The sequence below is a fragment of the Dermacoccus abyssi genome (assembly GCF_003515945.1).
Lineage (GTDB): Bacteria > Actinomycetota > Actinomycetes > Actinomycetales > Dermatophilaceae > Dermacoccus > Dermacoccus abyssi.
This window is the reverse complement of the sequence record NZ_QWLM01000017.1, coordinates 1-22,095: the sequence shown is the minus strand read 5'-3', so window position 1 is coordinate 22,095 and position 22,095 is coordinate 1. Positions and strand designations below refer to the sequence as shown.

The 22,095-nt window shown below is 68.2% G+C and carries 21 protein-coding genes; 10 read left to right on the top strand and 11 right to left on the bottom strand.

Annotated features, from left to right (window positions below; translation table 11 throughout):
• Nucleotides 1-12: 12 nt before the first annotated feature.
• The 6 genes from D1832_RS12595 to D1832_RS12570 form a co-directional block, all read right to left on the bottom strand.
• Complete coding sequence (locus D1832_RS12595) at nucleotides 13-621, bottom strand: response regulator transcription factor (RefSeq protein WP_118914479.1); 609 nt, start codon at nucleotides 619-621, stop codon at nucleotides 13-15.
• Nucleotides 618-1,778 carry a sensor histidine kinase gene (locus D1832_RS12590; protein ID WP_206609402.1) on the bottom strand — a complete coding sequence of 387 codons (1,161 nt, stop codon included), beginning with the start codon at nucleotides 1,776-1,778 and terminating at the stop codon, nucleotides 618-620. Before D1832_RS12590 ends, D1832_RS12595 begins: the two co-directional genes overlap by 4 nt.
• A gap of 38 nt (nucleotides 1,779-1,816) precedes the next feature.
• Entirely contained in the window at nucleotides 1,817-2,626 is an 810-nt protein-coding gene (locus D1832_RS12585; protein WP_118914475.1) for an ABC transporter permease, read from the bottom strand.
• Nucleotides 2,623-3,579 (bottom strand): ABC transporter ATP-binding protein, encoded by a 957-nt coding sequence (locus tag D1832_RS12580; RefSeq protein ID WP_118914473.1) that lies wholly within the window; start codon nucleotides 3,577-3,579, stop codon nucleotides 2,623-2,625. The genes D1832_RS12585 and D1832_RS12580 overlap by 4 nt, the downstream gene beginning before the upstream one ends.
• Before the next feature lie 146 nt (nucleotides 3,580-3,725).
• Nucleotides 3,726-4,487 (bottom strand): YoaK family protein, encoded by a 762-nt coding sequence (locus D1832_RS12575; RefSeq protein ID WP_118914471.1) that lies wholly within the window; start codon nucleotides 4,485-4,487, stop codon nucleotides 3,726-3,728.
• Between the two features lie 36 nt (nucleotides 4,488-4,523).
• Complete coding sequence (locus D1832_RS12570) at nucleotides 4,524-5,531, bottom strand: bile acid:sodium symporter family protein (protein ID WP_241511005.1); 1,008 nt, start codon at nucleotides 5,529-5,531, stop codon at nucleotides 4,524-4,526.
• Between the two features lie 128 nt (nucleotides 5,532-5,659).
• Between D1832_RS12570 and D1832_RS12565 the strand changes: the two genes are divergently transcribed.
• A complete protein-coding gene (locus D1832_RS12565; RefSeq protein WP_118914469.1) occupies nucleotides 5,660-7,003 on the top strand; it encodes an MFS transporter in 1,344 nt (447 codons plus the stop codon).
• 37 nt (nucleotides 7,004-7,040) lie between these two features.
• Here the strand turns inward: D1832_RS12565 and D1832_RS12560 are convergent, their stop codons facing one another.
• The 4 genes from D1832_RS12560 to D1832_RS12545 form a co-directional block, all read right to left on the bottom strand.
• Nucleotides 7,041-7,409: an MFS transporter gene (locus D1832_RS12560; protein WP_147362700.1), complete on the bottom strand. Its 369-nt coding sequence runs from the start codon at nucleotides 7,407-7,409 to the stop codon at nucleotides 7,041-7,043.
• Nucleotides 7,406-8,281: an MFS transporter gene (locus tag D1832_RS12555; protein ID WP_182434783.1), complete on the bottom strand. Its 876-nt coding sequence runs from the start codon at nucleotides 8,279-8,281 to the stop codon at nucleotides 7,406-7,408. Before D1832_RS12555 ends, D1832_RS12560 begins: the two co-directional genes overlap by 4 nt.
• Before the next feature lie 83 nt (nucleotides 8,282-8,364).
• Nucleotides 8,365-9,552 (bottom strand): CapA family protein, encoded by a 1,188-nt coding sequence (locus tag D1832_RS12550; RefSeq protein ID WP_118914464.1) that lies wholly within the window; start codon nucleotides 9,550-9,552, stop codon nucleotides 8,365-8,367.
• A 169-nt stretch (nucleotides 9,553-9,721) separates the two neighbouring features.
• The gene (locus D1832_RS12545) at nucleotides 9,722-10,312 is read right to left on the bottom strand and encodes an inorganic diphosphatase (RefSeq protein WP_118914462.1); all 591 of its coding nucleotides are present in this window, start codon (nucleotides 10,310-10,312) and stop codon (nucleotides 9,722-9,724) included.
• Between the two features lie 83 nt (nucleotides 10,313-10,395).
• On the opposite strand from D1832_RS12545, the gene dacB reads away from it, so the two are divergent.
• On the top strand, nucleotides 10,396-11,796 hold the full coding sequence (gene dacB / locus D1832_RS12540) for a D-alanyl-D-alanine carboxypeptidase/D-alanyl-D-alanine endopeptidase (RefSeq protein WP_118914460.1): 1,401 nt from the start codon (nucleotides 10,396-10,398) through the stop codon (nucleotides 11,794-11,796).
• Between the two features lie 36 nt (nucleotides 11,797-11,832).
• On the opposite strand, the gene D1832_RS12535 is transcribed toward dacB, so the two are convergent.
• Nucleotides 11,833-12,909: a hypothetical protein gene (locus D1832_RS12535; protein WP_118914459.1), complete on the bottom strand. Its 1,077-nt coding sequence runs from the start codon at nucleotides 12,907-12,909 to the stop codon at nucleotides 11,833-11,835.
• A gap of 172 nt (nucleotides 12,910-13,081) precedes the next feature.
• On the opposite strand from D1832_RS12535, the gene D1832_RS12530 reads away from it, so the two are divergent.
• From D1832_RS12530 to D1832_RS12495, 8 genes are all read left to right on the top strand, one after another.
• Nucleotides 13,082-14,137, top strand: a complete 1,056-nt coding sequence (locus D1832_RS12530) for a zinc-dependent metalloprotease (RefSeq protein WP_118914457.1) — start codon at nucleotides 13,082-13,084, stop codon at nucleotides 14,135-14,137.
• Between the two features lie 10 nt (nucleotides 14,138-14,147).
• Nucleotides 14,148-15,215: a tRNA lysidine(34) synthetase TilS gene (gene tilS, locus D1832_RS12525; RefSeq protein WP_118914456.1), complete on the top strand. Its 1,068-nt coding sequence runs from the start codon at nucleotides 14,148-14,150 to the stop codon at nucleotides 15,213-15,215.
• A gap of 65 nt (nucleotides 15,216-15,280) precedes the next feature.
• Nucleotides 15,281-15,832, top strand: coding sequence for a hypoxanthine phosphoribosyltransferase (hpt, locus tag D1832_RS12520; RefSeq protein WP_118914540.1), 552 nt, complete (start codon nucleotides 15,281-15,283; stop codon nucleotides 15,830-15,832).
• A 129-nt stretch (nucleotides 15,833-15,961) separates the two neighbouring features.
• The gene (gene ftsH / locus D1832_RS12515) at nucleotides 15,962-18,004 is read left to right on the top strand and encodes an ATP-dependent zinc metalloprotease FtsH (RefSeq protein ID WP_118914454.1); all 2,043 of its coding nucleotides are present in this window, start codon (nucleotides 15,962-15,964) and stop codon (nucleotides 18,002-18,004) included.
• Nucleotides 17,997-18,590: a GTP cyclohydrolase I FolE gene (gene folE, locus D1832_RS12510; RefSeq protein ID WP_118914452.1), complete on the top strand. Its 594-nt coding sequence runs from the start codon at nucleotides 17,997-17,999 to the stop codon at nucleotides 18,588-18,590. The genes ftsH and folE overlap by 8 nt, the downstream gene beginning before the upstream one ends.
• A gap of 5 nt (nucleotides 18,591-18,595) precedes the next feature.
• Entirely contained in the window at nucleotides 18,596-19,468 is an 873-nt protein-coding gene (gene folP / locus D1832_RS12505) for a dihydropteroate synthase (RefSeq protein ID WP_241511007.1), read from the top strand.
• A 250-nt stretch (nucleotides 19,469-19,718) separates the two neighbouring features.
• Nucleotides 19,719-20,705 carry a peptidoglycan-binding protein gene (locus D1832_RS12500; RefSeq protein ID WP_118914451.1) on the top strand — a complete coding sequence of 329 codons (987 nt, stop codon included), beginning with the start codon at nucleotides 19,719-19,721 and terminating at the stop codon, nucleotides 20,703-20,705.
• Nucleotides 20,706-21,552: 847 nt separating this feature from the next.
• Nucleotides 21,553-22,020 carry a hypothetical protein gene (locus D1832_RS12495; RefSeq protein WP_147362699.1) on the top strand — a complete coding sequence of 156 codons (468 nt, stop codon included), beginning with the start codon at nucleotides 21,553-21,555 and terminating at the stop codon, nucleotides 22,018-22,020.
• The last annotated feature ends 75 nt before the right edge of the window (nucleotides 22,021-22,095 follow it).

Below are 22,095 nucleotides of genomic sequence, written 5' to 3'. Positions count from 1 at the left end.
CAGCGCCAGTGCTCAGAGCCAGCCGTTCTCGTCGGCGATGCGCAGGGCGTCGGCCCGCGTGCGCCCACCGGTCTTGCCGATGATCGACGACAGGTGGTTGCGCACCGTTCCCTCGGAGAGGTGGACGCTTCGCGCGATGTCGGCCACCGTGCCGCCGTCCGAGGCCGCCTTGAGGACCTCCGCCTCACGAGCGGTCAGCGGCGACTCGCCGAAGGCCAGGCTGTCCGCCGCGAGCTGCGGATCGACGACGCGCAACCCTTCGTTGACGCGGCGCACAGCGTCGGCGAGCTGCGTAGCCGGGGTGTCCTTGACGACGAAGCCCTGCACGCCGGCCTGCATGGCGCGGCGCAGGAACCCCGGCCGTCCGAACGTCGTCACGACGAGAACCCGCACCTCGGGCATGGCCCGGCGCAGCGCGGCGCTCGCGGCGATGCCGTCCATGCCAGGCATCTCGACGTCCATGAGGACGACCTCGGGTCGGTTCTCCCGGCAGGCGTCCACGACCTCGTCACCTCGTCCGACCTGCCCGACGACCTCGAGGTCGTTCTCGAGGTCGAGCAGGGCGGCGAGTGCGCCGCGCACCATGGCCTGGTCGTCGGCGATGAGCAGGCGAATCGTCATCGGGTCTCTCCGTTGTTGCGGGGTGGGGCGCCGACGGTGAGTCGGAACCCGTCGGACGTGTCGACGGCGACGCTCGCGCCGACGGCCTCGGCGCGTTCGCGCAGCCCGGCGAGGCCGTTGCCCGAGCCGGCAGCAGTGCCGGGTGTCGCGTCGGAACCGCGTCCGTCGTCGGCGACGACGAGGCGGGTCGGTTCGATCGTCACCGTGCATCGGCTCGCGCCGGAGTGGCGGATGACGTTCGTCGTCGCCTCGCGCACGGCCCAGGCGAACAGTTCACGCAGGTCGGGGGAGACGGCGTCGACGCTCATGGGCATGTCGGCGCGAATGCTGGCGTCGGTGAGTGCCGTTCGGGCGCGGGCGATCTCACCCGAGAGAGACATCTCCCGGTAGCCCGAGACGGTGGTGCGCACGTCGGCCAGAGCGCTGCGCGAGAGCTGCTCGAGTTCGGCGATCTGTTCCTTCGCCTTGGCGGGGTCGAGGTCGACGAGCTTGCCGGCGAGTTCGGCCTTCATCGTGATGACGGTGAGGGAGTGGCCCAGGATGTCGTGCAGATCGCGGGCCATCCGGTTGCGTTCCTCCTGCACCCGCAGGAGCGCGGCGTCCTCGCGGGCAACCTCGGCCTCACGCCCGCGCGCGGCGGAGAACGCCCCGAGGCCGGCTGCCGCGCCCGAGGCGAGGGCGGCGAAGAGCAGTCCCGTCTCGAGCGGCTTGCCGGTCAGAGACGGCGACAGCGCGTACGTCGCCGCGCACAGGGAGAGAGCCAGCGTGGCACCCACTTTGATGGCGCTCCCGAGCGCGAGCACCACGACGCAGTAGGGCAGGAGGGCGAACGCGCTCTGACCGAGCAGCGGCGCGGCGGCGAGCATTCCGCCCGTCATGACCATCGCGACGAGGCCGGTGATGCTCTGTTCCGTCGTCGTGAGGGGGCGCCCGCTCCACATGCGCCGCATGATGCGGGTCGTCTGGATGCCGTAGAGCAGGCCCCCGGCGATGAGAATGCACGCTCCTGCGGTGCGTCCGCCCCCTGCGGTGATGTTCGAGGTGACCGGCTGGACGAGGAAGATGAGCCAGAAGACGACCCACAGCCAGGTCGTCGCGCTGAGGCGTTCGGACCGCGGGCGCGACGGTTTCTGCGTCGTCGCTTCGGGCGTCGTCACGCCGTCCTCCTCGATCGTCACCTCGGACCGTCGGTGGCTCACACGCGCTGGGTGTCACGTCGGAAGCACCACGCGGCACCGAACACGAACACGCAGGCCCACACGACGAGGCTGATCGCCCACGAGGCGTGGAACGCGGAGAAGCCCCCCGCGTGGTCGAGGCTCAGCGGCCACTGTGCGGCCTTGCCGAAACCGTACATCGGGGTGAACGACGCGATGCGGTCGAACGTCGTGCCCTCGTCGATCTGGAAGAAGATGCCGCCGAGCATCGACATGAGCGCGAGCAGCCCGCCGAGGTACTGCATGGCGCTGTCGCTGGGCAGGAGGTAGCCGATGAGCAGACCGAACGCGGCGAACACGAGCGAGCCCGCGACGACGACGGCCCCGGACAGAGCCCAGGACATCGGGTCGGCCTTCGCCATACCGGAGATCGCGCCGGTCGCAAACGTCACGCCCGTCGCGATGGTCGACATGACGAGCGCCGCGAGCATCTTGGCGACGATGTAGCTCACGGGCCGCAGTGGCGTGAGGCGCAACTGACGACTCCACCCGAGGTCACGCTCGACGGCGACCGCCGCACCCGCGCTCGTCGCGGCCATGATCGCGCCGTAGAGCGCCATGTTGACCATGACGCTGGCGCTCACGTTGGCCGTCATGTCGGCGCCGAGCTTCTGGCTCTTCTCCGGGATCGAACTGGAGATGAACAGGAACATCGCGATGGGGAAGACGAGGGTGAAGGCGATGCTCTGCTTGTTGCGCAGAACGCGCAGGAACTCGAAGCGCATCAGCCCAAGGTCGAGAAGGCGCGCCCGTGCGGGGCGCCGATCTGTGATGTCGAGGGTTGTCATGACGTGGCTCCCTGGGTTCGGTTCGACTCGGTGGATCGAGCGTCGGTTTGCGAGGACGTGAAGGAGACGAAGGCGTCCTCGAGGCCGCGTGCGGTGATTTGGAGGTCGTGGGCGTCCGTGTTCGCGAGGAGGTGACGGGCTGTGGCGTCGGAATCGCCCGTGACGAGGTGGAAGCGCTCCCCGGTGCCTTCGAGCGTCGTGACGCCCGGCAGGGCGCGCAGCGCGGCGAGGGCGTCGTCGCTCGCCTGCGGCAACGTGAAGCTGACGCGGCGTCCGCCGGCCCGGGCGCGGATCTCGGCGGCACCCCCGTCGGCGACCACTTCGCCGTCACGCACCATGACGACACGGTCGGCCCAGTCGTCGGCCTCCTCGAGGTAGTGCGTCGCGAACAGGATGGTGCGGCCCCGTTCGGCGTCGGCGCGGATGGCCTCCCAGAACGAACGACGCGCGTTGACGTCCATGCCGGTCGTCGGCTCGTCGAGGATGAGCAGTGCAGGATCGGGCACGAGCGCCATCGCGAAACGAACCCGCTGCTGCTCGCCGCCGGAGCACTTGCCGACCCTGCGGTCGGTGATGTTCTCGATGCCCGCGGTGGAGAGGACCTCGTCGACGGGGCGCGGCTGCGCGAACAGGTTGGCGGTGTAGGCGACGGTCTCGCGGACGCTGAGGTCCTTGAGCAGCCCACCCGTCTGCATGACGGCGGAGACGAGGCCGCGCGCCACGGCGTCGCGGGGCTCCAGGCCGAACACCTCGGCCGTGCCGGACGTCGGTTCGGCGAGGCCGAGGATCGTATCGATGGTGGTGGTCTTACCCGCCCCGTTCGGGCCGAGGAAGGCCACGACCTCACCGGGACGGACGTCGAGATCGAGCCCGCGGACGGCCTCCACGGGGCCGTTATTGCCGCGGAACGTCTTCGTGACCTCGCGCAACGTGATGGCTGAAGGTGTGCTCATGCCTCCAGGCTGTCGCGAGCAGGGCGAACCGCCTTCGCCCGAACGTCACGAGGTGCCCGTGACAACTGTCATGACGCGCCGTGGCCCGCGACGTGTGAGTGACGGCCCGGTCTGTGACCGGCGCAGCTCACGCAGCGGGCCGGAGCTCACAGATTGTGCGTTGTTGTCGCCACCGACCGCCCGCGCAGGTCAGCCATGATCGGCGGCGCCGCCGCGGCCAGCAGGACGAGCGCGGGCACGAGCAAGGAACGGAACCCCGCGACGCCGTAGAGCGCCACCCCGAGGACGCCCCCGACGAAGAACGCCGTGACGACGCTGAGGTGGAGGCGCAGCTTGGCGGTGTCGGCGCGCACCGGGTCGGGGTCTCCCGGCGTGTTGCGGTAGAGCAGTTTGCCCAGGGCGATGCCGATGTCGGTCACCATGCCCGTCACGTGCGTCGTGCGGATCGTCGCGTTCGACATCTTCGTGATGACGGCGTTCTGCAGCCCCATCGTGTACGCCAGCACGGCGATGAACACCTGGGGCCGCAAGGAGCCGTGGAGGAATTGCGCAAGCGTCGCGAAGACGAGCACGAGCACCGCCTCGAAGGCGAGGATCACGGCGAACCGGCTGCGCAGGCGCCGTCGTCGGGCCCAGTTGAAGGCGATCGCCGTCGACGCCGCGCCGAGAACGAAGAGCGTGAACGCCTCGAAGCCGAGTGCCACCAGCCGCCATTCGCCCCGCGCGACCGAGTGCGAGATCGCGGCGGTGATACCCGTCATGTGCGAGGTGTAGACGTTCGTCGCGATGAAACCGACGCCGTTGAGCATGCCCGCCATGAGCGCGAGGAGCAGCGCGAGGTCGCGGTTCGCCCGATCCGTGCGTTCGGGGCCCGCGGCCCTCGCAAGGACGCGCAACAGACCGGGCATGCTCGCCAGACCAAGGGCCGAAGGGGATGTGCGCGTTCAGTCGCGCACCGGACGGCGTGCGAACCAGGCGGCCAGCACGGCGCCGGAGACGTTGTGCCACACCGAGAACACGGCGGACGGCAGAGCGGCCAGCGGCGAGAAGTGCACCTTGGCGAGTGTCGCGGCGAGCCCCGAGTTCTGCATCCCCACTTCGAAGGCGAGTGCGCGCCGGGCCTTCGCGTCGAGGCCGGCGAGACGTGCCGCGAGGTAGCCGAGGCCGAGGCCGAAGCCGTTGTGCAGCAGCACGGCGAGGAACACGATGCCGCCGACGGACGCGAGCTTGCCGGCGCTGCCCGCGACGACGATGGCGACGATCCACGCGATGACGATCGCGCTGATCCACGGCAGGGCCGGCGCGATGGCGCGCACACCGGCGTCCTTGATGACGAGGCGCACGACGACACCGAGCACGATCGGCACGAGCACCGTCTTGACGATGTCCACCATCATCGAGCCCGCGTCGACGTGCAGGTAGGAACCGGCGAGCAGGGCCGTCAGCGCGGGCGTGACGACGGGCGCCACGAGCGTCGAGACCGTGGCCACCGAAACGCCGAGTGCAACGTCACCCTTCGACAGGAACGTCATGACGTTCGAGGCCGTACCGCTCGGCGCGCAGCCGACGAGGATGAGGCCGACGGCCAGTTCGGGGGAGAGCGACAACGCGTGCGCGATGACCCACCCAGCGCCCGGCATGATGACGTAATGCGCGGCGAGGCCGATGAGCACGGCCCAGGGGCGGCGCAGCACGGCCGCGAAATCCTGCGGCGCGAGGGTGAGACCCATCGTGAACATCACGCCGCCGAGCAGGTAGGGCACCCACTGCGCGTGCGGCGTGAAGATGTCGGGCTGGTTGTAGCCCCACAGCCCCGCGAGGACGACGACGATCGGCAGAGCCGTCACCGCGATGAGCGCCGCACGACGCTGCTTCGGCGTTTCGACGGCCTCGGCTCCTGACGTGGAGGCCGTCGAGGACGGTGCTTCGCTGCGGTCGGACACCATCGTCATCCCATCGGTTGTCGGGGCCCGCCCCGAAGCGGCGTGCGCTGATGGCGTCGGGAGCACCTCCCGAACGTGCCGGGCGCGGTGAGACGCCGACGCGAGAATATCGGAAGCCGAATTAAAGTGAAGGCGTCATGACGAGCACGCCCGCCTCCGCACCCCGCCTTCTCGCGCCGCTCGGCGGACGCCGCGCATGGGCGATCTGGACGGCGGCCGTCGCCGTCTACGTGCTCGCCGTCTTCCACCGCACGTCGCTCGGGGTCGCCGGCATCATGGCGGCCGAGCGCTTCGGCATCAGCTCCTCGCAGCTCGCCACGTTCGCGATGGTCCAGCTGCTCGTCTACGCCGCGATGCAGGTGCCGGTCGGCGCGGCGCTCGACCAGTACGGCTCACGCATCCTCCTCGCAGCCGGCGTCCTGACGATGACCGCCGGCCAGGCCGCGTTCGCCTTCGCCCACACCTTCGCCGCGGGCCTCGGCGCTCGCGTTCTCGTCGGCATGGGCGACGCCATGATCTTCGTCTGCGTGCTGCGCATCGCAGCCTTGTGGTTCCCGCCGATGCGGGCGCCGCTCGTCACGCAGATCACTGGTTTCGCGGGCCAGATCGGTGCGTTGCTCGCGGCCGGTCCGCTCGCAGCAGCATTGCACTCCGTGGGATGGGAGACGACGTACCTGGTCGCCGCCGGCCTCGGCATCGTGCTCGGGCTCGTCATGTGGTTCGTCGTCGTCGACAGCCCGAACCTCGACGAGGAGCGCGACGCCGTGCGCCTGCGCGCCGTCACACGGGCACTCGGTGAGGTGTGGCGCGAACCCGGCACGAAGCTCGGGCTGTGGAGCCACTTCACCTCACAGTTCGCCATGAACGTCTTCGTGCTCCTGTGGGGCTTCCCGTTCCTCACCAAGGGCCAGGGCCTCTCGGAGGCCACGGCGAGCACGCTGCTGTCGCTCATGGTCGTGACGATCATCGTCGCCAGCCCGATGCTCGGCATGTTCACCGCGCGCCGCCCGCACCGCCGCTCGGTGGCCGTCATGGTGCTCATCGGCGCCGCCATCACGCTGTGGACGGTGGTGCTCGTCTGGCCCGGACGAGCACCGCTGTGGCTGCTCGTCCTGTTGTGCATCGTCGTCGCGCTCGGCGGCCCCGGGTCGATGGTCGGCTTCGACATGGCTCGCTCGTTCAACGCGCCGACGCGTCTCGGCAGTGCGAACGGCATCGTCAACGTCGGCGGGTACGTGGCGTCGGTGACGTGCATCGTCGGTATCGGCATCGTGCTCGACCACGTCGCCCCGGGCGGCCCGGCTACCTACGACGCGGGCTCCTTCCGCGCAGCGATGAGCGTGCAGTATCTCGTCTGGGCCTTCGGCCTCGCGATGATGTGGCGCTCGCGGCGTCGCACGCATGCCGTCGTCCTCGCCGATGACGCCTACGCCCACCTGCGTGCGGGCGTCCCGAGCAGGCGGCGACGCACGGGCGCCTGACCCGCCATCGGCGCGGGCCCACGTCGGCCGCAGAGACTCAGGCGAGCTCGTCGTCGACGTATCCCGAACGGGCGAGCACCAGTCCGGCGGCGGTCATGATGACGCCGGTCCCCATGAGGAGCAGCAGGACGAGGGTCCATCCGCCGACGAGTTCGTGCACGATTCCCACAGCCACGGGCCCGACGCCGGCGATGACGTACCCGATGGGCTGGACGAAGCCGCTCACCTGGGCGGTGATGCGCGGATTGCGGGTGCGTGCGGTGATCATGGCGATGGCACCGGGGAAGCTCCACCCGGAGATGCCGAGCATGAGCGCCCACAGCCACGGGGTGCTGGCCGGTGCGAGGAGCAGCCCGAAGTAGCCGCCCAACAGGAGCGCGCCGAGAACGAGCACCATCACCGTCATGAGTCCACGTCGGTTGACGACGCTGGGCATGATGAGCCCGCCGAAAATGCCGAGCGAGGCGATGAGCGCGAGCCAGGATCCCGCTTCGACGTTCGACAGGCCGGCGTCACGCCACACCTGCGGAAGCCCCCGAACTGGACGTAGGCATTCATCGACTGCATCCCGAAGTACACGCACATCAAGACGGCGGTGCGCGAGGCTCGCAGGCGGACCGGGGGCGCCGCCGGCGGCACGGTGTGATGGGCGAACGCTCGTCGCTCGCGCGCGGTCAGGGCCAGCCAGGGGATGACGGCGATGCCCGCGACGAGGCCCCACAGCGCCAGGGATCCTCGCCACCCGCCGGGCGCGCTCTGGGCGACGGGCGCGGCGAAAAGCGAGCCGAGCGAGCCGCCGATCGCCAGGCCGGTGCTGTAGATCGTCATGCCGCGGGTGCCGCCGTCGCTCGAATGCCGCTTGATCCAGGCCGGCACGAGGATGTTGCCGAGGGCCATGCCGGCGAGCGCGAGCGTCGACAACAGGAGGAAACCGACGCCGTTGCCCGTGAGGGAACGCAGAAGGAGGCCGGTCGTGATGGCGACGAGGCCCGCAGCGACACCCGCCGTCACGCCGATGCGCTTGGCCAGCGTGACTGCGAGCGCGCCGACGAGGCCGAAACACAGGCAGGGCAGAGCCGTCATGAGCCCCGCGACGGTGGCGCTGAGCCCGACGTCGTCACGCACCTCCTCGAGGACCGGTCCGACGGAGGCGGCCCCGGGGCGCAGGTTGATCGAGACGAGAGCGACGCCGAGCGTCCCGAGCACGCCGACACCGGTGATCGCCAGCCGGGAGTGCCTCGCGGTGACCTCGGGTCCGCGGTGGTCGGCGCTGCTCACCCGCTCAATGTAAGGCGAGCGGGTGCTCGCCGTCGGTGCATTCCATAGCGTGGGTAAGGATCTGGCCCCGGTGACCTGCCGGCTCAGCTCGCGGGCTTCGCGTCACAGCTCGGCAGGGCCGACATCGTCGACGTGACGCGCTTGTACGCCTCGGCGTTCTGCGTCGGCGTGGCGAGCTGGATCTCGTAGTCGCCGAGGTGGACGTGCGTGGGCTGGTAGGGGAGCTTCTGCGCGAGCTTGCCGTCCGAGCCGCGGCTGAAGGCGACGTCGACGATCATGCCGTCCTGGGTCGCGGGCTTGAGGTCCGGGTTCTGGTCGTGGCTCTGGTTGCTGATGAAGTTGCCCATGCCGTAGACGACGTACTTGCCGTTGATCTTCTCGCAGGGTTGGGCGACGTGAACATGCGTGCCGAGGATGAGGTCGACATCGGGGGAGTCGAGGAGCTTCTTCGCCAGCTCCCGCTGCTCAGGGCTCGCCTCGGAGCTGTACTCCGGCCCCCAGTGCATGCTCAGCACGACGGCGTCCGCGCCTGCCGCCTTTGCCTTGCGGGCGTCTGCGCGGATGCCTTCGGCCTTGACGATCGGGAACTGCCAGTACTTGAACCAGGGCATGTCCGGCGGCACGTTCGTGTTGGACGCTGCCTCGTTGCCCGTCGTGTACGAGTACGCGAGATGAGCCACCTTGAGGCCCTTGACGTCGTGGATCACCGGCTTCTGGGTGTCCGTCGTATGGGGCGAGGGCCCCTGGTTCTTCAGCCCCGCGTCGTCGAGAACCTTCTTCGTCGACGCGACGCCGGCGAGGCCGCGGTCGACGACGTGGTTGCCGACGCGGTCGCACCCGTCGAACCCGGCGCGCTTGAGCGAACCCGCGACCTCGTGCGGCACGTTGAACGACAGTGTGGCCGGGACGGACAGGTTGGTGTTGTCGGTCGAGAGCGGCGTCTCCATGTGACAGAGCGCGAGGTCGAGCTCGCTGATCGGCTTCTTCACGGCGGCGAACATCGGGTCGAAGTCGTACCCTGAGCCGCCCGCGTTGGCCTTGGCTCGATCACGCACCGGCGCGTGGACGAGGATGTCGCCCGAGCCGCCGACGTGGACGACCCCGCCGTGCGTCAGGCCCGCGCTCGACGATGACGCCGAGGTGTTCGTCTCCGATGATGTGTTCGTGCCGTCACCGGAGCGAGCGGTATCCGCGCCGTCGCCCGAAGTGCAGGCGACCGTCAGTGCGAGGACGGCCGTGGACATGATGATGCTGCGTGTCGTTCTCCCCATACCTGAAGGCTACGGATCTTCGGTGACGGGGGAAGGGTTGAGGCGCAAGAGATGTCGGGCGGCCAATCCGGATCGGCCCCGTCGGGCCATGCGCGCCCCAACGAGCGACGCGGGGTGCCCCTCATCGATGAGGGGCACCCCGCGTCGTCGGTGCAGCGAAGACGGCGGGTCAGGCCTCCGGTTTGTCCGCCTGGCTGTCGCCGGGTGCCTTGTCGATCGAGCGCTCGGTCTCGTGGGCGCCGTGACCCGGCATCGCCCAGCGGGCCGTCGTCATGCCCTCGGCCTTGGCGCGCTCGAGAGCGTCCTCGACCGTCTTGGCAGCCTCGTCGGAACCGACCCAGTGCGAGCCCTCCTCGACGGACTTGCCCGGCTCGAGCGCCTTGTAGGTCTCGAAGAAGTGCTGCATCTCGCTGAGCGTGAAGTCCGAGATGTCCTTGATGTCCGTGACGTGGTCCTGGCGGGGGTCACCCGCGGGGACGCACAGGATCTTGTCGTCGCCACCGGCCTCGTCGACCATCTTGAAGACGCCGATCGAGCGGGCACGCACGACACAACCGGGGAACGTGGGCTCGTCGATGAGCAGCAGCGCATCCAGCGGGTCGCCGTCCTCACCGAGGGTGTCCTCGATGTAGCCGTAGTCGGCCGGGTAGTGCATCGCCGTGAAGAGGATGCGGTCCAGACGGATGCGACCGGTCTCGTGGTCGATCTCGTACTTGTTGCGCGTGCCGCGCGGAATCTCGATGGTGACGTCGAACTCCATGGTTCGTGGCCCTCCGATAGCTGGTGTAATAGTCCCTGCTCAGTGTTCCGTACTGGGACGGCGAATGGGAAACGAGGGTGTCGATGTCGGCGAAGAAGTGGGCGAGCGCTGGGCTCGTCGTCGCACTTCTCGGCGGGTACGCCACGCTGGACGCCTTCGATGTGGCGCCTGGCGTCCTCACTCTCGAGCGTGGCAACGAACCGCGCACCGTCACCCACGAGGGCACGACGTACGAGCCTGTGCGCGGCGTCTCGTCGGCGCCTGCGCTGCCCACCGCCGCGAACGGCCCGGCGCCGTCGGCCGATGCAGTCAAGAGGAGCGTCGAGACGTCCCTCAAGAGCACGTGGTTGGGGCCGACGACGGCCGTCACGGTGCGGGACGCCGACACGGGTGAGGTTCTCTACGAGCACGATTCGAACAAGGCGACGACGCCCGCGTCCGTGACGAAGCTGGCGTCGGCGTTCGCCGTCGCTCACAGCGACCTTCCCCTCGAGAAGGGGCTGAAGACCCGCACCACACTGAGCGGGACGACCCTGACGCTCGTCGGCGGCGGGGACATGGTTCTCGCGCCGGGTGCGGGCGACGGCTCCAAGATCGCAGGGCACGCGGGGCTCGGCGATCTCGCTGCGTCGACGGCGGCGCAGCTGAAGAAGCGCGGCCTGACGTCGGTCACCCTCGACACGAACACCTCCTACGCCGACGGCCCCGATACGGCGAAGGGGTGGGAGGAAGGCTTCCTCTCCTACGGGTTCACCGCCCGCATCTCCACGCTCGCGCTCGCGGACGATCGCGCCGACAACCGCACGCCGGCAGTGGCCGACCCGACGAAGAACGCCGCCGACGCGTTCACGCGTGAACTCGCGAAGCGCGGCATCAAGGCCACCTACGGCACGAACGTGAAGACCGCGACGAGCGGCACGGAGCTCGCGTCCGTGGAATCGGTTCCTGTGCTCGACCTGCTCGGGCTCGCACTGCAGGACTCGGACAACGCGATGACCGAATCCCTCGCGCGCCAGGCCGCGGCAGTCGAAGGAGTCCACGGCGACAGCACGGTTGTCGGAACCTGGGTGACGACGAAGTTGAAGGACGCGGGTGTCGACGTCTCCGGCATGAAGCTCGCCGACGCGAGCGGTCTCTCCAAGGGGACGACGCTGCCGGTGCGCATCATCGGCGACATCCTGTCGCGAGCCACGAGCGGCAAGGATGCGAAGTACGCGGAGGTCGTCTCGCGGCTGCCGGTTTCGGCGTGGAACGGAACGCTGCACGACCGCTACACGCGTACCGAGTCCGAGGCCGGCGCGGGCCTCGTGCACGCGAAGACGGGCTCGTTGACGGGCGTCTCGTCGCTGGCCGGTGAACTGCGTACGGTCGGTGGTCACCGTCTCGTCTTCGCCGTGACGACGAACGGTGACTTCCCCCAGGGGCCGGTGGGCGCGAAAACTGCCGTCGACCACCTCGTGGCCCAGTTGACGACATTGAAGTGATCGACGGCCGTTCGTGCGTGGCCCTCGAGGCGAGGGTCAGCCGTGGCGGCGGCGAGTGGCGAAGGCTCCGGCTCCGATGAGACCGGCTCCGGCGAGGGCGCCGACACCCCAGACAGTCGAGTTGTCACCGTCGTTGTAGTCGGTGTTCACCTTCGGGCCCTCCGAGGCCTTCGGTGCGGAACCCTGCGCGGGGGCAGCGCCCGACTTCGTCGGCGTCGAACCCGTGGTCGCCTGCGGCGTCGTGGTCGAGCCGCCGTTCGTGGCTCCGGGGATCGTCACGTTGACTGATCTGCTGATCTGCTGACCGGCGCCGCCGGTGCAGACGGTGGCGTTCAGCGTCACCTTGTAGGTGCCCGGGCCGGCGAAGCGGAAGGTGGCGGGGTCACCGGTCAACGCCGACGTGTTCACCGGCACCGAACCCGATGTCGTGCAGGCGGCAACGCCGCTGTCACCCGCCGCATTGCCGGTGATCTGGGTCGCACCCTTGGGCGCCACCAGGTTGAAGGTCATGGGCAGGGCCACTCGTTCGCGCTTTCCCCCGATGAGCATCTCGTGCTGGGTGCCGGTGAGGTAGGGCGTGAGCGTCGCGGTGTTGCCCTTGACGGTGTAGCGGATGTGCGGGGTCACGCCGACCTTGGCCGGCGTGGTCGTCGTCGTACCGTCGGCTCCGACGGTGACCTTGTACTTCTTCGTCAACCCGTCGTTGCCCGTGGTGCCGCAGTAGTAGCCGGTGACCGTGATCGTGTACGTTCCCGGCTTCGCGTAGGTGTGCTTGAGGCTCGTGACCTTGTCCTTGAACGTGGTCGTCTCACCGGGCGAAGCGCAGGTCGAGCCGCCCATGCCGTCGCCTCCGGTGACCGGCGTACCGTCGCCGTAATCGATGTCGAAGCCCGCGGACTCACCGTCCGAGGAGGCCTTGCCGTCGGCCATCTTCATGAACTGGGAGCCCTCGCCGAGGTAGGTGAGGGTGACGGTGTTTCCGCTGACCTTCGTGGTGACTTCCACGTTGATGCCGGGAACGTTCGTACCTGCGTGAGCCGGAGCGGCGAGGGCCATGATTCCCATGGCGGACGCGGCAGCGACGGTGGGGGCCATGCGCGATGTGCGGAACATGATGACTCCTTGGGTGGGAGCGGCGCCTTGTGCGTCGGCTACAGGAGTGAGACGTGCATCACCTCCGTCGAGGTTTCGCCGATTGACGATCTTCTTTCCCACAATCGATCGACACAGACCGGAAACCTGTGTGATTCCGGGGGTGTCGGAGGTTGGCGCTAGCCTGAGATTCATGGCAGACCGCACCTACATCGACTGGCGATTCGCGCGATCGTCGGGCCGCCGACTGAGTACGGCAGGGCCCCGGCTCGAGGCGAACGAGATGGCCGAGGTCGTTGCCGAGCTGCGTGACGCTGCCGTGCGTGCGCACGATCCGGTCGCCGAAACGGCGCAGCTCGGCACAGATGGTGACCTGGGGCCGGTGCGCATCGTCGACAGGGCCACGTGGATCGACGTCAATGTCGTCTCGCTCGAGGGCATGCTGGCGCCGGTCGTCGACAAGATCACGGCCAAGCGCCTCGCCGGACCGGTTTCCCGCGCGGTGACGGCGAAGGTCAGTGGCGGCGAACTCGGCGGCCTCATGGCGTTCATGTCGAGCAAGGTGCTCGGCCAGTACGACCTTGCACCGGGTGGCACGCCGTCACTCATGCTCGTGGCCCCGAACGTCGTCGCGGTGGAACGCGAACTCGATGTCGACCCCCACGACTTCCGTCTCTGGGTGTGTCTGCACGAAGAGACCCACCGGGTTCAGTTCACGGCCGTGCCGTGGCTGCGCGAGCACGTCGTGAGCGGAGCCCGCGATCTCCTCGTCGAGATGGCGCCCACGCCCGAGGAGATGGCCGAGCGCGTCGGCGAGATGGCCAAACGGCTGCCCGAGGTTTTCCGCGAGGGCTCGATGGGCCTCACGGATCTGTTCGCCACGCCGGAGCAGCGTGAACGTATGGCCCAGCTGACGGCCGTCATGTCGTTGCTCGAGGGGCACGCCGACGTCGTCATGGACGACGTGGGTCCGCAGGTCGTCCCGAGCGTCGAGACCATCCGCGCCCGGTTCGGTGAGCGTCGTGACGGCCTCGGCAATGTCGATCGCCTGCTGCGCCGCCTCATGGGACTCGAAGCGAAGATGCGTCAGTACAAGGACGGTGCGGCGTTCGTGCGATCGGTGCAGAGCAAGGTCGGGGTCGAGGGTTTCAACGCTGTCTGGGCGGAACCGGTCAACCTGCCGACGCCCGCGGAGATCCAGCGCCCGCAGCTGTGGGTCGAGCGCGTCCACGGCTCCCTGTTCAAGTAGGTCAGCTTCCATGCCCGGCCCCCATCCTGCTGTCGCGCTGACGCGCCTCGCCGTTCGTCACGGGCTGCGGCGTGCTTTCGCGCGTCACAACCCGCGCCACGGAGTGCCGCGCGTCGTCGTGGGCGTGAGCGGGGGAGCCGACTCCCTTGCGCTGGCAGCGGCGCTCGCGTTCGAGGCGCCCAAGCAGGACGTCGAGGTCGACGTCGTCATCGTCGATCACGGGCTGCAGAAGGCTTCGGCCGAGGTCGCCGCTCGAGCGGCGAACGCGTGCACCGAGCAGCTCGGGTACGCGCCGGAGCGGGTGCGTGTCGTGCGGGTCGAGGTCGACGCATTGTCCGCTGACGGGCCCGAAGCCGCCGCCCGCATCGCTCGTCACGAGGCGCTCCTGAGCGTGGCCGACGAGGTCGGTGCCGCGCGCGTCGTCCTTGCTCACACGGCCGACGACCAAGCCGAACAGGTGCTTCTTGCGCTGTTGCGGGGCAGCGGAACCACCGCCCTCGCCGGCATGCGCCCCGACCGTGACGGTCTGCTGCGCCCCTTCCTCCTCGGCTCCGACGTCGTGCCCGGCGGCCCTGTCACCCGGGAACACACGGAAGCGGCCTGCGTGGCACTCGATCTCGAGCCGTGGCACGACCCCCACAACGACGACCTGCGCTACGCCCGCGTCCGGGCCCGGCGAGCACTCGGCCTGCTCGAACGCGACCTCGACGCCCCGACGCTGCGCCGCAGTCTCTTCCGGAGCGCGGCCGCGGCCGGTCGTGACGCCGACCTGCTCACCCGCCTCACCGACGAGGCCCTCACCCGTCTCACGGGAACCCCGGACGAGACGCAGTGGCCCGCGCACTGGCCGGTCGAAGCGCTCGGCACACTCGACCCCGCGCTGCGCATACGTGCCCTGCGTCGGTTGCTCGTGCTGCACGGTGCACGCTCGAGTGAGCTCGCTCAACATCACCTCGCCGACGTCGAGCGACTGCTCGTCGCCTGGCACGGTCAGGGCCCGATCGACGTGCCCGGCAACGTCGTCGTCAGCCGAATCGGGGGCGAGGTCGTCATCGGCCCGCGCAATGTCGGACAATGACTGGAGCACGCCACGTGGGCGTGCCCGCATCGAGCATGAGTCGCCACGAGCACAAGGAGCCTTCGATGGACTCTTCCCACATGGGAAACGACCTCGAGAACGTGCTGTTCACCGAGGAGCAGATTCACCAGCGTCTGGACGAACTCGCCCAGGACATCGGGCGTGACTACGAGGGCAAGGACGTTCTGCTCGTCGGCGTGCTCAAGGGCGCGATCCTCGTCATGGCCGACCTCATGCGCGCCCTTCCGGGCAGCGTTCCCATGGACTGGATGGCTGTCAGCTCCTACGGTTCCGGCACGAAGAGTTCCGGGGTCGTGCGCATCCTCAAAGACCTCGACACCGACATCACGAACAAGCACGTGCTCATCGTCGAGGACATCATCGACTCGGGCCTGACGCTGAGCTGGATCCGCAGCAACCTCGAGTCGCGCAGCCCCGCGTCCGTCGAGATCTGCACGCTGTTGCGCAAGCCGGAGGCCGCGAAGGTCGAGATCGACTGCAAGTACGTCGGTTTCGAGATCCCGAACGCCTTCGTCGTCGGCTACGGCCTCGACTTCGACGAGAAGTACCGCAACCTGCGCGACATCGGCACGCTCGCCCCGCACGTCTACTCCTGACCTGCGCATCCGATCGACCCGTCCGCCGGCATCGGTGTGCGCATGTTCGGAACAACCGGCGCACACCACACGTTGACGACGTGTTGACACGCATTCTCGACGAGAGGATCGGGGCCCGCCCCGCATCACATGAACGGTAAGAAGCTCCTCCGGGCCCCCGGCCTGTGGATGATCGTGGCGCTCGGTGCTGCCCTGCTCTTCTACATGGCGAGCAACATCGGCGGGTACTCGCGCATCGACACGTCCCAGGCTGTGTCGCTCATCAACAGCGACAAGGTCGAAAGCGCCAAGGTGACGCCCGACAGCGTCAGCCTCACGCTGAAGCAGAAGCAGGACATCGGCAGCCTCAAGGGCGTCGAGCGGGTCGAGGCCGACTACGTCGACGCTCGTGGCGAGCAGATCGTCAACGCGCTCAACGCTCATCAGCCGCCCAAGGGCTTCACCGACGACCCGCAGCGCCAGGGCATCTTCGTCAGCCTGCTGATGAACCTGCTGCCCATCCTGCTGCTCGTCGGTCTGTTCTGGTTCTTCATGAGCCAGGCGCAGGGCGGCGGCTCCAAGGTGATGCAGTTCGGCAAGTCGAAGGCCAAGCTGCACAGCAAGGACATGCCGACGACGAAGTTCGCCGACGTCGCCGGTGCCGACGAGGCCGTCGAGGAACTCAAGGAGATCAAGGACTTCCTCGCCGACCCGGAGAAGTACGAGCGCATCGGCGCCAAGATTCCGCGCGGTGTGCTGCTCTACGGTCCTCCCGGAACGGGTAAGACGCTCCTCGCGCGCGCCGTTGCCGGTGAGGCCAACGTGCCGTTCTACACGATCTCCGGCTCCGACTTCGTCGAGATGTTCGTCGGTGTCGGTGCGAGCCGCGTGCGTGACCTGTTCACGCAGGCCAAGGAGAACTCGCCCGCGATCATCTTCGTCGACGAGATCGACGCCGTCGGTCGTCACCGTGGCGCCGGCCTCGGCGGTGGCCACGACGAGCGCGAGCAGACGCTCAACCAGCTCCTCGTCGAGATGGACGGCTTCGACGACCGCACGCGCGTCATCCTCATCGCCGCGACGAACCGCCCCGACATTCTCGACCCGGCGCTGCTGCGCCCGGGCCGCTTCGACCGTCAGATCGCCGTCGAGGCCCCCGACATGGGCGGGCGCCACCACATCCTGCAGGTGCACGCACAGGGCAAGCCGATGGCCAAGGACGTCGACCTCATGTCGGTCGCGCGCCGTACGCCGGGCTTCTCCGGTGCGGAGCTCGAGAACGTGCTCAACGAGGCCGCGCTGCTCACGGCGCGCACGAACGGCACGATCATCACGAACGAGGCACTCGACGAGGCCATCGACCGCGTCATCGCCGGCCCGCAGAAGAAGTCGCGCCCGATGAGCGCCAAGGAGCGCAAGGTCACCGCGTACCACGAGGGTGGACATGCGCTCGTCGCCGCGGCGATGAACAACACCGACCCGGTCAGCAAGATCACGATCATGCCGCGTGGCCGCGCCCTCGGTTACACGATGGTGCTGCCCACCGACGACAAGTACTCGACGACGCGCAACGAGCTGCTCGACCAGCTCGCCTACGCACTCGGCGGTCGCGTTGCCGAGGAGATGGTCTTCCACGACCCGTCCACCGGTGCGAGCAACGACATCGAGAAGGCCACGAGCATTGCCCGCAAGATGGTCACGCAGTTCGGCATGAGCGAGAACGTCGGCGCGGTGCACCTCGGCAACTCCGGCGGTGAGGTCTTCCTCGGTCGCGACATGGGCGGCAACAACCGCGAGTACTCCGAGGACACCGCTTCGGTCATCGACCGCGAGGTCCGCAAGCTCATCGAGGCGGCGCACGACGAGGCGTGGCGCGCTCTGGGCAACAACCGCGACATCCTCGACGCGCTCGTGCTCGAACTGCTCGAGAAGGAGACCCTCGAGGCCGCGCGTCTCGCCGAGATCTTCGCGAACGTCCGCAAGGAGCCGAAGCGCGACGTGTGGCTCTCGAGCGCCGACCGTCACGTGAGCACCCGTGGCCCGGTCATGACACCTGCCGAGGAGCGTGCGCTCGCGGCGGGCAAGAACATCGACGACAACGAGCCCAAGGACGAGGTCACCCTCTACCCGCCGCAGCCGCCGGCCGGCCCCGGAACGCAGGGGCCCACGGACACGGATCCGGGTCTTGGCTGACACGAACGCCGTGCCGAGCGGCGAGGTCGACCTTCCGCGGATCGAGGCTGCGGTTCGGGAGATCCTCGCCGCTGTCGGTGAGGACCCGGATCGTGAGGGTCTGCTCGACACTCCGGCCCGCGTCGCCCGCGCCTACGCGGAGACCTTCGCCGGCCTGCGCCGGACGCCGGCCGACGTGCTCGACAAGACGTTCGACGTCGAGCACGAGGAGCTCATCCTCGTGCGGGACATCGAGGTCTACTCCACGTGCGAGCACCACCTCGTGCCGTTCCACGGCGTCGCGCACGTCGGCTACATCCCGTCGCCCTCGGGGCGCGTGACGGGCCTGTCGAAGCTCGCACGCCTCGTCGACGTGTACGCCAAGCGTCCGCAGGTGCAGGAGCGCCTCACGACGCAGATCGCGGACGCCCTCGTCGAGCACCTCGACGCGCAGGGCGTCATCGTCGTCATCGAGGCCGAGCACCTGTGCATGTCGATGCGCGGTATCCGTAAGCCGGGTGCGCGCACCATCACGTCCGCGGTGCGCGGGCAGCTGCGCAACACGGCCACGCGCGCTGAGGCAATGAGCCTCCTCATGGCCAAGTGACGACGATGTACTCGTTGCCACGACCGGGGGCGTCCGGGCGCCCGCTCGTCATGGGTGTCGTCAACGTGACGCCCGATTCGTTCAGCGACGGCGGGCGCTGGTTCGACACCGCGGCCGCCGTGGCGCACGGGCAGGAACTGCTCGAGCAGGGCGCGGACATCCTTGATGTCGGCGGTGAGTCGACGCGCCCCGGCGCGAAGCGCCCCGACGAGGACGAGGAACTGCGCCGGGTCGTTCCCGTCGTGCGTGAACTGGCCGCCGCGGGCGCGTGCGTCAGCGTCGACACGATGCGCGCGAGTGTGGCGGAGGCCGCCGTGGAGGCGGGTGCCGCCGTCATCAACGACGTGAGCGGGGCCCTGGCCGACGCCGCGATGCCGAGTGTGGCCGCGCAGGCCGGGGCGGCGTTCGTCGCGATGCACTGGCGGGGGCACTCGGTCGACATGCAGCAGCGCACCGTCTACGCCGACATCGTCGCCGACGTCGTCGCGGAGCTGACGACGAGCGTCGAGACGCTGCTCGACGCAGGGGTGGCCCGCGAGAAGCTCGTCGTCGATCCCGGTTTCGGGTTCGCGAAGACGGGCGAGCAGAACTGGGAGCTGCTCTCGCGCATGGGGGAGTTCGACGTACTCGGCCTGCCGGTGCTGTGGGGCACGTCGCGCAAGACGTTCCTCGGACGTGTCGGTCGTCCGCCTGCACTCGTTGCCCAGGACGGCGTCATCGAACCGGCTGGGCGGGATGCCGCGACGGCCGCCACGAGCGTCCTCGCCACCCAGCACGGCGCGTGGGGCGTGCGCGTGCACGACGTTCCCTCGACGCTCGCGGCCCTCGACGTTGTTCTCGCGGCGAGTCCGGTCGCGAGGGACTTGCCGACACGCTGAGGCCGCCTGGTCGTCTGTCAGTACGCGCCCTCGGTGGCGATGACGCGACCCGGGTGCACGGAATCTGCCGTTGGATGGTCACGGTAGCGTCACAATCTCCGTGTGACACTGGACGATGCCCCGGCTCAGAGGGAATGTTCGACCGAGACGTGCGCGAGGATGAGGTGCTGGTGCCCATGCGATCCCCGTCGCGAATCGTCTGACATCACCCGCACATTTCGGTCCCTGAGCGGATCGGTAAGGATTTCTCATGTTCATAGGTCGTCGCGTGCGCCGCGCGTCTGCACTGGCCGCCGTGTCCTCCGCCGTGGCCGTGTGCGGCCCCGGCATCGCGCTCGCCCCTTCGGCTGCAGCTGCGACACGCTACTGCGCTGAGGTGACACCGCTGTCGCAACGGCCGACGTTGTATCAGGGCGATGACGGATGGTGTGTGAAGGAGCTGCAGTCGCGTCTTGCACGTAACGGCTACGCGTCGAACAAGACGGGCTATTTCGGCCCCGTCACCGCGGGCTACGTGAAGAATTTTCAGACGAAGAAAGGGATTTCTGCGACCGGCGTGGTGAATTCGGCGACGTGGTTGAAGTTGATGGGTGGAGACGCTCAGGAGACGCCCGCGTATACGTCGAGCACGCAGTACTTCGAGAACCGCGGGCCGAATCACACGAACCGCATCGTGTTGTCGTTCGATGATTGCCCGAAGTCGTACACGGCGTTCAAGAGCATGGTGGACGGGGCGGCTGCACAGAAGGTGACGCTCGTGTTGGCCGCGACGGGGGACTGCCAGAAGGGTTCGACGTTCTCTTCGTCGTACGCGCGCAGCAAGGGTCAGATCGTGATCGGGCACTCGATGACGCATCCGAACTTGCGGACGTTGTCGGATGCCGAGGTGCTCGCCCAGATTGATCCGGCATCCGCAGGTGCCGGTTACATGCGGCCTCCGTTCGGGTCGTGGGATGGGCGCGTGACGTCTCTCATGGGAAGCAAGGGTGTTCGGTTGTGGGCGTGGACGCGGGACACGGGCGACTGGGCGGGTGCGTCCCAGTCGAGCATCGTGAACTACGTGTCGACGACGTCTCAACCAGGCGACACGATCCTGGCGCACATGGGGTGGAATGCGTTCAACCCGACGGCCTTGTCGCAGATGAAGGCTGGTCTCGGTAAGCGTGGCTTGTCGTTCTGTCAGGCATATGTGGGCAACACGGCTCCGGTTGCGTTGCCGAGCAATCTGCCGTGTTGAGCGGTAGCAGCGCAGACTGATTGAAGACCGCCCCGGGTTGTTGACGGGGCGGTTTTCGGTGCCGCTTGTAGTACAGGCAGCGATGTGTCGCCTTTGTGGCTACGCATTGACGGGGCATTCAGTCGCCCCGTCGCCGACCCCGGTGCGCCGACATGGCGGTCAAGCAACCCCAAGGTCGATGACACGTGTGCCCACGACGACGGCGCAGCGGCGCTCTGGGTGCGCGAGTCAATGCGACGAGTCTCGGACGTCGCGACGGTGGTCGGCTATGTCGCGCGAGCCTCCAGTGCACTCCCTGCGCAGAAGGGAACGAGTCTCTCGTTCGCGCCATCAGGGGTGGTCTCCGGACGAAAGTTCTGCTCCGACTCACATCCACAGGGCGCGCTGGAGCGCGGCACAGTCGCCGTTCGGAACCGTATGAGAGTGCGAAGAGAGCGCCGCGACCATCTATAGCGATGTTCGGCGCGCCATTGGGCGGTCGTAGATAACTGGTCGACACCGGCGATCGCCCTGACTTCGCGGCCAAAGCGTGACCGCGGTCGATGCATGCCCTAACACATTGAGGAATCATGCCTCGGATGATTCTCCGGGCTTCGTGCCTACTCATCGCACTTCGGCGGCGGAACGTTCGACGAGACAGAGGGTCCACTATTGTGGACTTTTGAGCGACGAAATTTCCTCTATTCGTCACGATTTTGTCACAACCCGTGGGTAACGCTTTGAGTGGGCGGAATGGCGGGGGACTCTCGTCTCAGCTCGGTTCGAGGGTTGGCTTCGGGGTAATCAACGCCCCGCGGCAGAGCCGGGTAAATCATGCTGACGAGTTCTATGAGTGAGACGGAATTTCATGTCACTTTCCATGAGGGGGCGTTCGTTCGCTTCCATCGTCGCTGCGGCGACACTTACGGCGGGAATCGGACTGACGGCTGCGGCGCCGTCGGAGGCGGCGACGACGGCGACGCCGAAGGCCACGGGCGTCCGCCCTGGCGCGACTCGAGTGCCGTTCTCAATCAACGACGAGTTGTCTGCCTCGGTCGATGTAGGCACGGGTAACCTCATGGTCTCGAGCGTTGATCGCTCGGCCCCGGGGATCAATGGCATGGTGAACTTCGGGTTGTCGTATCAGTCTTTGGCCCTTGCGTCCGGTTCCCAAGCGACGTCGGGCGCCGGCGGCTCGGGCTGGTTCATGCTCATGGGGCAGGATCACAAGCTTGTCACCAATGGCGACGGTTCTTTGCTGTACTTGAGTGGTAACGGCGCCCAGGGCAAGTTCACGCCGGTCTCAGGATCTGGGCGTGTCAGATGGTCTGTGTAAGCCGTACCGAGAGGAACGGTAAGAATCATGACCATGACCGACGAGAAGAACCCAGGCGAGCCCTCGGGCCAGGAC

Bases quoted from the DNA above. Each gene is read 5' to 3' on its own strand.
- D1832_RS12595 (WP_118914479.1), bottom strand. From the start codon at position 621: ATGACGATTCGCCTGCTCATCGCCGACGACCAGGCCATGGTGCGCGGC.
- D1832_RS12585 (WP_118914475.1), bottom strand. From the start codon at position 2,626: ATGACAACCCTCGACATCACAGATCGGCGCCCCGCACGGGCGCGCCTT.
- D1832_RS12580 (WP_118914473.1), bottom strand. From the start codon at position 3,579: ATGAGCACACCTTCAGCCATCACGTTGCGCGAGGTCACGAAGACGTTC.
- D1832_RS12575 (WP_118914471.1), bottom strand. From the start codon at position 4,487: ATGCCCGGTCTGTTGCGCGTCCTTGCGAGGGCCGCGGGCCCCGAACGC.
- D1832_RS12570 (WP_241511005.1), bottom strand. From the start codon at position 5,531: ATGACGATGGTGTCCGACCGCAGCGAAGCACCGTCCTCGACGGCCTCC.
- D1832_RS12565 (WP_118914469.1), top strand. From the start codon at position 5,660: ATGACGAGCACGCCCGCCTCCGCACCCCGCCTTCTCGCGCCGCTCGGC.
- D1832_RS12560 (WP_147362700.1), bottom strand. From the start codon at position 7,409: ATGACGGTGATGGTGCTCGTTCTCGGCGCGCTCCTGTTGGGCGGCTAC.
- D1832_RS12550 (WP_118914464.1), bottom strand. From the start codon at position 9,552: ATGGGGAGAACGACACGCAGCATCATCATGTCCACGGCCGTCCTCGCA.
- D1832_RS12545 (WP_118914462.1), bottom strand. From the start codon at position 10,312: ATGGAGTTCGACGTCACCATCGAGATTCCGCGCGGCACGCGCAACAAG.
- dacB (WP_118914460.1), top strand. From the start codon at position 10,396: ATGTCGGCGAAGAAGTGGGCGAGCGCTGGGCTCGTCGTCGCACTTCTC.
- D1832_RS12535 (WP_118914459.1), bottom strand. From the start codon at position 12,909: ATGTTCCGCACATCGCGCATGGCCCCCACCGTCGCTGCCGCGTCCGCC.
- D1832_RS12530 (WP_118914457.1), top strand. From the start codon at position 13,082: ATGGCAGACCGCACCTACATCGACTGGCGATTCGCGCGATCGTCGGGC.
- tilS (WP_118914456.1), top strand. From the start codon at position 14,148: ATGCCCGGCCCCCATCCTGCTGTCGCGCTGACGCGCCTCGCCGTTCGT.
- hpt (WP_118914540.1), top strand. From the start codon at position 15,281: ATGGACTCTTCCCACATGGGAAACGACCTCGAGAACGTGCTGTTCACC.
- ftsH (WP_118914454.1), top strand. From the start codon at position 15,962: ATGAACGGTAAGAAGCTCCTCCGGGCCCCCGGCCTGTGGATGATCGTG.
- folP (WP_241511007.1), top strand. From the start codon at position 18,596: ATGTACTCGTTGCCACGACCGGGGGCGTCCGGGCGCCCGCTCGTCATG.
- D1832_RS12500 (WP_118914451.1), top strand. From the start codon at position 19,719: ATGTTCATAGGTCGTCGCGTGCGCCGCGCGTCTGCACTGGCCGCCGTG.
- D1832_RS12495 (WP_147362699.1), top strand. From the start codon at position 21,553: ATGTCACTTTCCATGAGGGGGCGTTCGTTCGCTTCCATCGTCGCTGCG.